Origin of the sequence: Klebsiella sp. PL-2018, from assembly GCF_019048985.1 — a bacterium.
Classification (GTDB): domain Bacteria; phylum Pseudomonadota; class Gammaproteobacteria; order Enterobacterales; family Enterobacteriaceae; genus Klebsiella; species Klebsiella michiganensis.
Map to the genome: position 1 here is coordinate 4,347,917 of NZ_CP077673.1, position 13,643 is coordinate 4,361,559.

At 59.5% G+C, this 13,643-nt stretch carries 7 protein-coding genes; 2 read left to right on the forward strand and 5 right to left on the reverse strand.

Annotated features, from left to right (window positions below; genetic code table 11):
• Positions 1-7: 7 nt before the first annotated feature.
• The 5 genes from rodZ to MKleb_RS20360 form a co-directional block, all read right to left on the reverse strand.
• Entirely contained in the window at positions 8-979 is a 972-nt protein-coding gene (gene rodZ / locus MKleb_RS20340; RefSeq protein ID WP_025106603.1) for a cytoskeleton protein RodZ, read from the reverse strand.
• A 277-nt stretch (positions 980-1,256) separates the two neighbouring features.
• Positions 1,257-2,423: a dual-specificity RNA methyltransferase RlmN gene (locus tag MKleb_RS20345; RefSeq protein WP_004123586.1), complete on the reverse strand. Its 1,167-nt coding sequence runs from the start codon at positions 2,421-2,423 to the stop codon at positions 1,257-1,259.
• Between the two features lie 411 nt (positions 2,424-2,834).
• Positions 2,835-3,266: a nucleoside-diphosphate kinase gene (ndk, locus tag MKleb_RS20350; protein WP_004114414.1), complete on the reverse strand. Its 432-nt coding sequence runs from the start codon at positions 3,264-3,266 to the stop codon at positions 2,835-2,837.
• Positions 3,267-3,436: 170 nt separating this feature from the next.
• On the reverse strand, positions 3,437-5,761 hold the full coding sequence (gene pbpC / locus MKleb_RS20355; protein WP_217076163.1) for a peptidoglycan glycosyltransferase PbpC: 2,325 nt from the start codon (positions 5,759-5,761) through the stop codon (positions 3,437-3,439).
• A complete protein-coding gene (locus tag MKleb_RS20360) occupies positions 5,762-10,708 on the reverse strand; it encodes an alpha-2-macroglobulin family protein (protein WP_108703519.1) in 4,947 nt (1,648 codons plus the stop codon).
• Positions 10,709-11,108: 400 nt separating this feature from the next.
• Between MKleb_RS20360 and MKleb_RS20365 the strand changes: the two genes are divergently transcribed.
• Both MKleb_RS20365 and MKleb_RS20370 read left to right on the forward strand, forming a co-directional pair.
• Complete coding sequence (locus MKleb_RS20365; RefSeq protein ID WP_025106600.1) at positions 11,109-12,320, forward strand: hypothetical protein; 1,212 nt, start codon at positions 11,109-11,111, stop codon at positions 12,318-12,320.
• Between the two features lie 35 nt (positions 12,321-12,355).
• Positions 12,356-13,540, forward strand: coding sequence for a M20 family metallopeptidase (locus MKleb_RS20370; protein WP_025106599.1), 1,185 nt, complete (start codon positions 12,356-12,358; stop codon positions 13,538-13,540).
• Positions 13,541-13,643: the final 103 nt, after the last annotated feature.

Genomic DNA, 13,643 nt, shown 5'->3' on the forward strand with positions numbered 1-13,643 from the left:
CCGTCTGTTACTGCGCCGGTGATTGTTCGGCATTGAGGGTCAGACGTGCAACCTGGTTAGTTCTGATAAAACGACTCAAATCGACTGGTTTACCCAGATACTGTATCTGTACCGCCGCCGGGGCACCGATTTTCAGCTTATAAGGCGCCTGGCCGCTCAGATTGAGGTTACCGCCTTTACGCTGTAAACCGCTGAACAGCTTTTTACCGGTCGCATCGCTCACTTCCAGCCAGCAGTCGGCGGTAAAATTCAGCACCAGATCCTGGGCGGAGGCCGCCGCAGCGGTCACGTTTGCCTGGTCGGTCGGTAACGGCGAAGTTGCCGGCGCTGCCGCCGTATCGACGTTGGCCTGAGAAGGCGCGACAACGGCGTTATTCTCGGCCGGAGCCGGGGCCGGAGTCGACGCCGCTGGCGCCGGAGACGTTTCTACAGGCGCGCTGTTGGCGGCGGTATCCGGTGCAGAATTCGCCGATTGATTATCCAGAGGGATGCTTTGGCTGTTGCTATCGCCCGCATTCAGTTCGGCGGAGGATTGATCGGCCATTGTGGAGATCTCGTCCTGCTGCGCTTTGTGGTCCTGCCACCACCAGGCGCCGCTGAGGCCAATCACCACGAACAGCACCAGCCAGGTAAAGCTCATTAGCCAGCCGTCGCGCTTTTTACGGCGTTTACCCAGCGAGAAGCTCTGCATGGGGGCAACTTTCGCCGCCCGGATCGGAGCCTGCTTGGCCATCATCGGCAGCAGCTCTTCTTCAGGAATGTGCACAAGGCGGGCATAAGAGCGGATATAGCCGCGCAGGAAGGTTGAAGCAAGATCGGCGGGTGCCTTATCGTCTTCAATATCACGAACCGTGGAAACCTTCAGGCATAAGCGTTCAGCCACCGCCTGCTGGCTGAGCCCGAGTTGTTCGCGGGCATTACGCAGACGCGCGCCCGTGGTGTTTGCTTCTTGATGGTCTTGAGTGGCTTCAGTATTCATTCGCTACAACTACTGGTACGTGAAATTTAAAATTCAGCGCCGGTGACCCCGCGCCGCGAGACATCTGCTCAACGTCAGACAAACAGTATAAGTCCGTATGACCTGGTATCACAGAGACTTATCAATATTGAATGCTAAGCGGTTGTTGTACCGCTACATACTGCCTCAAAGTCGACAAAAACGCACCGTAATTATTAACCACAACAGCGTATTTCGCCCGGCGATTCCACATAAATATGCAGCGCACCGCCAGGGCTGTGCGCTGCATCATTTATTATCAGACCGCCTTCACGTCGATGGCTTCGCCCTGCATACGTTTACGCAGCGTACGCTTGGTACGGTCGATAACGTCGCCGGCCAGCTGACCGCAGGCGGCATCAATATCGTCGCCGCGGGTTTTACGCACGATCGTGGTGAAACCATACTCCATTAACACCTTGGAGAAACGGTCGATACGGCTGTTGGAGCTACGGCCATACGGCGCGCCCGGGAAGGGGTTCCATGGGATCAGGTTGATCTTGCACGGCGTATCTTTCAGCAGCGCGGCCAGCTCGTGCGCATGCTCGGTTCCGTCGTTGACGTGATCCAGCATGACGTATTCGATAGTGACGCGTCCCTGGTTGGCGTTGGACTTCGAAATATAGCCACGCACCGAGTTCAGGAAGGTCTCAATATTGTATTTCTTGTTGATCGGCACGATTTCATCACGAATGGTATCGTTCGGCGCGTGCAGAGAGATGGCCAGCGCGACGTCAATCATATCGCCAAGCTTATCGAGCGCCGGCACCACGCCGGAAGTGGAGAGCGTGACGCGACGTTTAGAGAGACCAAAGCCGAAGTCGTCGAGCATGATCTCCATGGCCGGCACCACGTTAGTCAGGTTCAGCAGCGGCTCGCCCATCCCCATCATCACCACGTTGGTAATCGGACGTACGCCGGTGGTCTTCACCGCGCCGACGATTTTCGCCGCGCGCCAGACCTGGCCGATAATTTCCGAAACCCGCAGGTTGCGGTTAAAGCCCTGCTGGGCCGTAGAGCAGAATTTACACTCCAGCGCGCAGCCCACCTGGGAAGAAACGCACAGGGTGGCGCGATCGTCTTCCGGGATATACACGGTTTCGACGCGCTGATCGCCAACGGCAATCGCCCACTTAATGGTACCGTCGCTGGAGCGCTGCTCTTCAACGACTTCCGGGGCGCGAATCTCCGCGACTTCCTTTAATTTGCCGCGCAGAACTTTGTTGATATCGGTCATCTCATCAAAGTTATCGCAGCAGTAGTGATACATCCATTTCATCACCTGATCGGCGCGGAAAGGCTTTTCGCCCATGTTTTTGAAAAACTCGCGCAGCTGCTGACGATTCAAATCCAGCAGGTTGATTTTGGCATCTTTGTTCGGCACCGTCAGAGCGGCGCTATCAGGTGTGACTATTTGTTCAGACATAATTGATTCCGGCCTCGTTATTACACGTTATGGCCCCTGGAGGGTTAAAAAGAAACGCCCCGGGAGCGACTGCTCATCCGGGGCGCTGTATTCTACAAATTCTGGTCCATCAATACCACGTTTGCACGCAGCAATGATGAAAAAATCTGTAACTGCCTGGCAGATCCTCTAAGGATTTTCGATTGTCGCAAGGCGGTAAGCAAGCGAAGCCCCGGGAGCAAAGATAAGCGACCGGGGTGAACGCGCGCAGCCAACACCGCAATAGTCGAAAAGACGACGAGGATGGGTATCTCCAAAGTATTTTACGTCACGGCGAGGCGGCGAATTCGCAAATCCCGGGAGCATAGATAACTATGTGACCGGGGTGCGCGAATGAAGCCAACAAAGCGGTGGCGTGAAAGACGCGGGAGATTAGCGGGTGCGCGGGCAAACCTCGCCTTCAGCAAAGAAAAACGCGATCTCGCGCGCAGCGGATTCAACGGAATCGGAACCGTGGGTGCCGTTCTCGGTGAAGCTGTCAGCGTAGTCTGCGCGCAGGGTACCCGCCAGCGCGTTCGCCGGGTTGGTTGCGCCCAGCAGGTCACGATGACGCTGAACCGCATTTTCGCCTTCCAGCACGGAAACCACGATCGGGCCGGAAGTCATGAATTCAACCAGACCGTCAAAGAACGGGCGACCTTCGTGCTCAGCATAGAAGCCGCGAGCCTGCTCAACGGTCAGATGCAGCATTTTGGTGCCAACAATTTTGAACCCTGCAGCTTCAAAGCGAGAAAAGATGCCGCCAATAACGTTTTTTGCCACCGCGTTTGGTTTGATGATGGAAAAAGTACGTTCAATAGCCATGATAACCTCTTTATATATGTTGTTCTGTTTTGCAGATGAGCAGATGAGACCGATAAATACGGCGCGAATTATAATCATCATCTAAGGCGATTGCCTATGTGTTTAGGTAACATTTTTTTAAAAAAAAGCGACCTTAAACAACAAATCCCGCCAATTAAGGCACGTTACGTTTATTGCACGGTGAAGTTCGCGGCAACAATTTGCCCCGCCTCGTCCATCACTACCAGCTGATAACGGTCAGGGCGATCGATGTTAAGGGTCGCGCCGGCGCCTTCCGCCTGCAGAGGCTCACCGTTAAGAAACCACCAGCGGCGCCCCTCCCCGCCGGTCGTTTGCAGCGGCAGCATCACCTTTTGCTCGCCGGGCAGCCGTTTAACCACCGCGCCTTCACGAAGACCGGAGAGCACCAGCGGAGCGGCATCCGCGGTTTGCACCGGCGGACACGCCGCCGAAACCGCAGGCAGCCTGACGCGACGCCGTTCGCCTGCGGGTAGCCAGGGTTCAAGCGGCAGCGGCCAGACGTCGAGTCTTTTCTCTACCGCGCCGGGGCAATCTGCCGCCACCCGCAGCCCTTTCTCATTCAGCCACACCGGGAAGCGAATCCCGCGAATACCTTCCTGGCCGGGCAGCAGCAGGGTCGGCGGCTGGCTCTCATCGAGCAGCCAGGTGGCCAGCCGTCGGCGGCAGTTCGCGTCGCCCGCGGGTAAATTCTGCCCGCCGGGCCAGCAAACCGTCCCGGCGCTGACCGACGACGGGCGAGGGTCGGCCGGCAATCCGCCGCGGCTCATCGCCGGGCGCGCCAGCAGCATATTATTCACCTGGTTCAGCAGCGGCACCGCGCTGGCGAAGCCAAACTGCCCGACGACCGGCGTGCCGTCGGGTCGTCCGGTCCAGATACCTATCAGATAGCGGGCGTTCACGCCGATCGCCCAGGCATCGCGGTAGCCGTAGCTGGTTCCGGTTTTCCACGCCAGCGGCACCACCTGCACCAGCGACGCATCGGGCACCGGCTGCGCTTCGCCGGCCAGTATGCGCCGCACGATCCACGCGGCGCCCGGCGACAGCAGCGGCCTCTCAACCAGCGGTGAGTCTGGCGTGATGCGCAATTGTCCCGCCTTACCATGGCGGGCGAACGCGCTGTACGCCGCCACGATATTCGCCAGACGCGCGCCGCCGCCGCCGAGGATCAGCGACAGATTCGGCTCCGCGCCGGCGGGCAGCATCAGCGGCAATCCGGCATTGCGTAGCCTGGCGGCAAAACGCTTCGGCCCGTAGGCCTCCAGCACCTGCACTGCCGGAAGGTTCAGCGAGCGAACCAGCGCGTCGCTGGCGCTCACCGGCCCGTGAAAACCGCTGTCAAAATTCCCCGGCCGGTAGTCGCTAAACCGTCGCGGCACATCCTGTAACAACGAAGCCGGATGGATCAGCCCCTCATCCAGCGCCATACCATAAACAAACGGCTTCAGAACCGAGCCCGGGGAGCGGACCGCCGAGACCATATCAATATGACCAAAGCGGCTATCATCGTTGATATCCACCGACCCTACCCAACCGCGCACCTTCATATTGGTATGGTCGACCACGATCATCGCTAAAGAGCTGCGCGGCGGCAGGCGCGATTTCCAGTTCAGTGCCAGGTCTTCCAGCTGCCGCTGCAGTACGGCATCCAGCGTCGTTACCACCTTCTCTGCGCGGCTGCTCGCCAGCGCGCGGCGGGCAAAAAGCGGCGCCAGCTGCGGCATCTGCCGCGGAAAGAGCCAGACGGGCTCCTCGATAGCTTCTCGTACCGGCTGCGATGGCCACACGCCCTGATTTTCCATCCGCAGCAGCACCTTATCGCGCGCCGCCTGTGCTCGCTCCGGCCAGCGATCCGGACGCAGCCTGCTCGGCGCCTGCGGCAGTACCGCCAGCAGCGCCGCTTCGCCATAGCTGAGCTGCGCGGGCGGTTTACCGAGATAGGCCCAGCTGGCTGCGCCGATGCCCTGCAGCGTACCGCCGAACGGCGCCCGGTTGAGGTAGAGCGTGAGGATCTCGCTTTTTGACAGATGCCACTCCAGCTGCAGCGCGCGCCATAGCTGACGCAGCTTGCCGCCGAAGGTTCGGGGATGCGGATCGAGCAGACGCGCCACCTGCATGGTCAGGGTGCTGCCCCCGGAGATCACCCGCCCGGAAGTGAGATCCTGCCAGGCGGCGCGAACGATCGAGAACGGATTAACGCCGGGGTGATCCCAGAACCAGCGATCTTCATACTGGATCAACGCCTGTAAATAGCGCGGCGAAACGTCTGCCAGGGTCACCGGATAGCGCCAGACGCCCTGCGCGTCGGCGAAACGCCACAGCGGCGTTCCGTCTACCGCCACCACCACTCGGGCAGGCGTCACCTCGCGCAGCGGCAGCGGCCACAGGCGATCGGCGGCCAGCAGCAGCAGCCACAGCAAAAAAATAAACGCCGCCAGCCAGCGCCAGCGGCGTTTAATGCGCTTCAGTGCCCGCATTTAGGGTGCAACGGTGAGCGGTCCGCTGGCCGCGCCGGTTGCCCGCCACTGCGGCACGTACATTGACTCGACCTGCGGCTGCGGTACCTGATAGGTGCCCGGCGTCACCGCGCGCGCCAGATAAACCAGCGTCACCGGCTGGCCTTCATTGATAGCCACCGCGGCGACGAAGCGATCGTCGCGAAACTCAATGTGCTGAATATCGGCCTGCTGCATCTGGTTAAGCAGATTCTGCACCACCTCGCCGTTCTCCTGCAGGCTGGCGCTGCTGTTGGCCAGATTCTGGTTTTCCAGCTCCAGCCCCGCCGGGAGTAAATCCACCACCAGCGCGTCCGGGACGTTACGCTTAGCCGTCACTTCCAGCTTCACCAACACCAGTTCGCCGCTGCGCAGCGAAGAGAGCGATTTCTGCTGGCCCTGGGTATCGAAAATTTGCCGTTCAATGCCAAGCACGTTGCCCCCCGGCTGCGGCGCGTTCTGCGGATAGCCGCTGCTGTCGAGACGGAGCCACAGCGGCTGCTGGCCGGTATTGGTCACCTGCAAGGCCGCCAGCTGGTCGCCGGTCAGGTTGCGGGTTTGCGCTTTCTCGCCGGAGAGCGGTTCGGCCTGCACGGAGGTTTGCGCCTGCCAGCTGCCGGGGAGATCCTGCAGCGTACGCCCGGCCAGGAACAGGGCGTTACTCTCCTGCGTCGAGAGCCAGCGCTGGCCGTAGGCTTCGTCCGCCAGATGGCTGAGCAGCGTATTTTGCGCTTCCGGCAGCAGTTTGTTCTCCTCCAGCAACGCCAGCTTCAGCGCATCGTCGCGCAGCTCGCTGCCATAATCGCCGAGCCAGCGATTCGCGTCCTGCCGCGGCGTCGTCAGCGCCAGCTTCAGGGCTTCGTCGCCGCGCGGCGCATCGCCCATCAATTTCAGGGCCACGCCCAGCTGCAGCAGCGGCAGACCGGAACGCGCCTGGTCGTGACGGCTCCAGATTTCGCGCAGCGCGCCGAGCGGCGCTTTCTGCTGCCGGGCCAGTACCAGCGCGGCGTAGGCCTGAGCGGCAAAGCGGCTGGCCTGGGCATCATCGCTATAGCGGACGGTCATCAGCCCCGGCTCCTGTAAATAACGCAGCAGGCGCTGGTTGCCGTTATTGACGGCGTTCGTTGGTACGCTGTAGCCCTGCTCGCCCGCCCGGACGAGGAAGTCCATCGCGTAGGCGCTCAACCAGTACTCCTCCGGCCCTTCTTTATCCCACAGGGCGAAACCGCCATCATCGCGCTGCATCTGCAGCAGACGAGAAATGCCGATATCCACCGCCGCGCGTCGCTTTTCATCGCTATCGCCGCCGATCCCCAGGGCTTTAAGCTGGGCGGCGTTGGTATAGAGCGACGGGAACAGCCCGCTGGTGGTCTGCTCCAGGCAGCCGTAAGGATAGGCTTTCAGGTCGCGTATATAGCGCGCCAGGTTCAGCGGCGGCTTGCCGCTGAACACCAGCTGCCCCTGCAACGTGGCCGGCGAGAAGCCCTCGCTTTGCGCCGCCGGAGCCTGCCAGCTTTCACCCGGCTGGAGGACAGCGCCGGAATTCACGGTTTGCGCCGGGAAAGCCGGACGCACGCCCAGCTGCCACTGCTTCTGCATCGGCGCGAAGGTTTCACCCGGCAGGTTCAGGCCGCTGATGGTGGCATTCACCTGACCATCGCCAAAGCCTTGCTGCGCGCGAACCGGCACAAACAGGGTGCTGCGCGCGCCGGGAGCCAGATGCACCGGCGGTATTTCTCCCCCTTCAAGCTGCAGCAGACCGCTGGCGGCCAGCGCAACGTTGAGGGTCTGCGGCTTATCGGTCAGATTGCTGAGATCCAGCGCCAGGCGAGTGGTATCTCCGCTGGCGAGGAAGCGCGGCATATTCAGCTCGGCAATAACCGGCGCCGCCACGATCGTTTTTCCTTCGCTGCTGCCAAAATCCTCTGCGCTCCACGCCTGGGCCATAACCCGCAGTTCGCCGTTAAAGTCGCCAATCGGCAAAGTCACCGTCCCTTCGCCTTTCTCATCCAGCACCACCGGCTGCGCCTGCTGAGCGATAATCGTCACGTGATTAACCGGCGGTTTGCCGCCGCGTTTGAGTTCATCACCGTCGCCGCCGAAGCGCAGGCTGGCGAGTCTCCCCTGCCCTTCGATCACCTGACCATAGATATCGTAAATATCGGCGCCGTAGCGTTTCTGGCCAAAGAAGGCGTTCCACGGATCCGGCGTTGCATAGTCGGTGATATTGAGTACGCCGCTATCGACGGCGGAGAGCAGCACGTTAACCTGTTTCGGCGTCTCGCCTTCTTTGACGCTGGCCTTAACGTTGACCTTCAGCGGCTGGTTGGGGCGCATTTTATCCGGCGCTTCCAGCGTCAGGTTCAGACGGCGATTTTCATCGCCAAGCGGCAGATGCAGCAGACCCACCGCCCGTTTTGGCGTCGCGGACTGGGATTTATCCCCCGGACGAATCACCAGGGTGCTGAGGTACAGGTCGTGACGATTCCACGCTTTATCCACCGGGATCGATAGCTCCATCCCTTCCGCCGGGACGTCAATCTCCTGCCACCACAGCGGCCCTTCGCTTGATTCCACCAGCGCGTAGCCTTTACCGGCTGCCGGAGCGGCGATATGCAGCTTGATCGTATCGCCCGGTTTATAGGCCGGTTTGTCCAGCTTCATGGTGACGCGATCCGGACGCGCCGCCCCCTGGCCATCGCTGTTATCCTGCCAGCTGTATCCGGCCCAGAAGCGCACGCTGCTGACCGCATCATCCGGCCCTTTAACTTCCAGGCGATAAGAACCCCACTCGACCGGGAAGCTCACTTTCGCCGTTTGTCCGGCTGAAATATCCAGCGACTCCTCGCCTTCCTGAAGATCTTTTTGATCGAACTGCGACTGCCAGCCTTCGCTCTCGGACCAGTTCCAGTAGTAGTCGCGGCGTTCGCGAATCAACCGAACCTGCAGCCCGGAGACCGCTTTCTTCTCACCTTTGGCGTCGGCATACACAATCTCAAACGCGGCGGTGCCGTTTTCATCCACCACCGGCTGCTTGATAGTGCTGTCGGTGCGATAGTCGTAAACCTCTTTCAGGGCAAATTCCGGTCGGATACCCGGCAGCGTTTCGGCCGGCCAGATCGGCTGCCTGACGGTGCGCGTGACCGGTCTGCCGCCGGACTCCAGCAGGCTGGCCTGCAGGATCACCTGCAGCGGCGAGCGGCTCTCCTGCCACTGGCTGGCGGCGGTGACTTCCGCATGTCCGCGATCGTCCAGGGTGGTCTGCACTTCATCCAGGCTGCGGGAAAGGTTCTCTTCGGCAATGTCGCCAAACTGGAAGCCCGGCAGCGCAGGCACCGCATCGCGCAGCGGACGCAGGAACAGTTTACCCTGCAGCGAGTTGCCGCTGGCCGGCGCGCCGTACAGATACGCCCCGCTCACGGCAAAGCTGACATCCGCAGCCGGCGAAACCGGGGCATTTTGCGCCGTGAGATTCAGCGCCATGCGCTCAGGCATAAAATCTTCAACGTGAAAATCCCACTCGCGCGGCTGGTTGTCGCCGGTGCTGGCGCGAATGTGCCACATCCCGGTCGCCGCGCCGCTATCGAGCGGATAAGTCAACTGATACAGGCCGTTAACCGGTTTGCTGACCGTCGAACGAATAACCTGGCCATCCGGCTGCACGACTTCCAGCTTCACCGGCTGCTCGGGGAGCGGTTTACCGTCACTATCGCGCAGTAGCGCGTTGAGAATAACCGTTTCGCCCGGACGATAGAGATCCCGTGGGCCAAACATAAATAGCTGCTTGCTGAAGCCCGGCGCGCCGGCGATGGAAAATTCAGCCAGGTCCAGCGCCGGAAGTTTGAGATCCAGCAGAGTGGTTTGCCCGTCCTTACGCGCCAGCAGCAGCGCCGCTTCTTTGTCCGTTTGCAGCGTCACGTGCCCCTGAGCGTCGCTCTTCGCCTGCGCCAGGGTTTGCCCTTTGGCGTTCAGCAGCTGCACATCGATACCGGACTGCGCCGCGCCGTTCTCCAGGCTCTGGGTAAAGACATCCAGCCGGTTGTGGTAGCGGTGCGCGGATACGCCGATATCGCTGAGGGTGAACAGCGTCGCGGCGTTGCTATAGCTGTAGCGGCCCGCCTGGTTCATCACCGCGATATAGACGCCCGGCTCCTGCAACGGCTTGATATCCGCCAGCGGCAGCAGCAGTTTTTCGCGCGTATTGCGCGCCGGGTTAAGGTCAAAACGGCCGGTGTAGACCAGATCGGCCATCTTCAGCAGCTCGTCCGACTCCCAGTTGCTCAGGGAATTGCGGTATTCCCATTGGCTGACGAAGGCGGAGAGCGATTCAGGTTTGATGCGGAAAAAATTGACGTCGATGTTATCGACATTCAGCGCCATCACCGGCAGTCCGGCCACCACTTTCCCCGGCAGCAGCGAGCCGCGGCTGGCAAAGCCGATGCTCGGGGCGATATCGCGGGTGGTAATGGTTTTTTCTACGCTGCTGTCTAAAGTCGCTTTATTCAGCGCGGTCAGGGTGGGGTCGAGCGAAACGATCAGCTCGCGTTTTGGCTCAAGATGGCGTAGACGCAGCTCTTTAAGGTTGGGCGCCAGCTCCCATGCCCCATCGACTTTGCCGCTTTTTTTGTCGACCAGATGCACGCTGCGAGAGAAATCCTGATCCGGCTGCAGAGGAATAGAGAAGGTCAGCACCAGCGTCGCCGCGCCGTCGAGCTGAACTTCAGAAGCATCCAGTAGCGTTAACGCTTTGCCTTTGCTTTTTTCAGCCAGCGCCGCCAGCTGGGCGCTGTCCGGCTTCGCGGGCGCGCTATCTGCCGCCGCGGATGGCGCCGACGTGACCGCCTGCGGTTTGCCGCTGTCGTCACAGGCGGTCAACGATAGTGCGGTAAGTAGCGCCAGAGATAGCGCCGCCAAACGAAATGGTTTCATCCTTCTAACCCCTCGGCCCGCAGGCCAGATAATTTCAGTGAACACATTATTATGCGTTAGCGGCAGAATTACCAATAGCGCGCTAGCAAGCAATATTGGTAGGGATCACGGATAGCTGGAGTGGATTAATTTAACGGATATACCGCGCTACGATTTTTCTTATATCAACTTTTAATATCCTCAGCTATCGATACTTTTTATTCTGAAATCCCACTCTCTCTGCCCATATAAATTGACAAGGCGCGCGCTTTCTATTTATTGTTCGGGATATCATTGCCTTTAAAATATAAATTATTACGCCGGCGATGATATTGACTGTACGTTCCAGCGTTTATCAGATAACACAACATCAACCCATCTCATATAAATATATATGGGATTAATAATATGGAAGTTATTTATGTCTCAGATGGTCGCACTGTCGATTATTATTTTAATTCTTTATATCGGCGACGTTGTTTCAACCCGCACAAAAGCCTGGATTCCCTCCGTATTTGTCTGTGCGGTCCTGTTTTTAATCGGGTACTGGACATTTTTCCCGGCAGATATTATCAGCCGGGCCGGAATCGGCACGCCGGTTGCCATAATGCTGATGTATCTGTTAATCACCAATATGGGCACCCTGCTGTCGCTAAAAGAGCTGGCGCAGCAGTGGAAGACCGTGGTCATCTCCCTCGCCGGCATTGCCGGGATCGCGGCGGCGGTCTTTGCGGTGAGCCTGGCGCTGTTCGACCGCAACACCGCGCTGGTCACCATTCCTCCGCTGGTCGGCGGTATCGTCTCATCGCTGATTATGTCGCAGGGCGCGAGCAGCGCCGGCCTGGTCGACCTGTCGGTTTTTGCCATTTTGATTTACGTGATGCAGGGGTTTGCCGGATATCCGCTCACCGCCATCATGCTGCAGCGCGAAGGTAAAACGCTGCTTGCCCGCTACCGCAGCGGCGAGCACCGACCCGATGACATCGCCGATGAGCACGCGATGCTCACCGTTGGCGAGGAGAAAATGCCGCGCCTGTTCAGTAAAATCCCCGTTAGCTACAACAGCAACTACTTTAAATTCCTGCGGCTGGCGCTGGTCGGCTGTCTGGCCTGGTTTGTCGCCGACCTCGCGAAGCCGATCGTGAATATCAGCCCCTTCGTGCTGTGCCTGTTTTTTGGCGTGGTGTTTACCTCGTTAGGCTTTCTTGAAAAACATATGCTGCATAAGGCGAACGGCTTTGGCTTCGCCATTATGGCATTGATGCTATTTATCTTTGATACCTTAAACAAAGCCACGCCGGAGATGCTGCTGCGCCTGCTTTTCCCGATGGTGGTGTTAATCGCCACGGCGGCGATCGGGATGTTTGTTGTCTCCTGGCTGGTCGGGAAACTGCTTGGCGTCAGCGGCCCGATGGCTTTCGCCATCTCATTGACCGCGCTGTACGGTTTCCCCGCCGACTATATTATTACCAACGAGGCCATCAACGCCCTCACCCACGATGAAAAAGAGCGCCAGATGCTGACCCACCATATGCTGGGCCCGATGCTGGTCGGCGGATTCGTCTCCGTCACCATGGTGTCGGTGGTGTTAGCCGGAATTCTGGTCGGCTATCTGACCCCCGCTGTCGGCTGAGCACGTTGAATTTTTAGCAAATGATGGAGCCATTGATGATTAACCCTGACATCACCGCGATTATCGCCAGAGAAGAACAGGCGATGATCGCTTTTCGTCGCGACCTGCACGCCCATCCGGAACTTCCCTGGGAGGAGAAGCGCACCACGGATCGCGTCGCCGCCGGACTGGAGGCCATCGGTATCCCTTACCGCCGGACGCATCCCACCGGAATCATCGCCGACATCGCCGGCGGCCAGCCGGGTAAAACCGTGGCTCTGCGCGCCGATATGGATGCGTTACCGGTGGTGGAGCTTAACGACCCGCTCGACTATAAATCACAAACCCCCGGGAAAATGCACGCCTGCGGCCATGACGCCCATACCGCCATGCTGCTGACCGCCGCCCGTGCGTTATATGACGTCCGCGAGCAGCTGGCGGGCAACGTCCGGCTGATCTTTCAGCCTGCGGAAGAGATTGCCGAAGGGGCGAAGGCGATGATTCAGCAGGGGGCTATCGATAACGTGGATAACGTTTTCGGGATGCATATCTGGTCCGGCACGCCGTCCGGCAAAATCTCCTGCAACGTCGGTTCCTCCTTTGCCTCAGCCGATTTGCTGAAAGTGACCTTCCGCGGCCGCGGCGGCCACGGTTCGATGCCGGAGGCCTGCGTCGATGCGGCGGTGGTCGCTTCCGCTTTCGTGATGAATCTGCAGGCTATTGTGGCGCGAGAAACCTCCCCGCTGGAGTCCGCGGTAGTCACCATCGGCAAAATGGATGTCGGCACGCGCTTTAACGTCATTGCCGAGAACGCCGTTCTTGACGGTACCGTGCGCTGCTTCAGCCTGGAAGCGCGCCAGCGCCTGGAAACGGCCATTACCCGCTATGCCGAGCATACCGCCGCGGTATATGGGGCGACCGCTCAGGTTGACTACTGCTACGGTACGCTACCGGTGATCAACGAAGAGCGCAGCGCGCTGCTGGCGCAGTCGGTTATCCGCGACGCATTCGGCGATGGCGTCCTTTTCAATGAAAAACCGACCACCGGCGGAGAAGATTTTAGTTTTTATATGCAAAATATCCCCGGCGCCTTTGCGCTGCTCGGCTCGGGCAATAAAGAGAAAGGCAGCGACTACGCGCACCATCACGGCTGCTTTAATATCGACGAGCAGGTGATGAAAAGCGGCGCTGAACTGTACGCGCAGTACGCCTGGCGCTACCTGCAGCAAAACGCGTTTTAAGCCAACTCTCCCCCGACGCCGCTCGGGGGAATATCACATTCCCGCCGCCTCTCCTTGAAAATGCCTTGTCGATATCGCAAAAAACAACAACAATCACTCTATT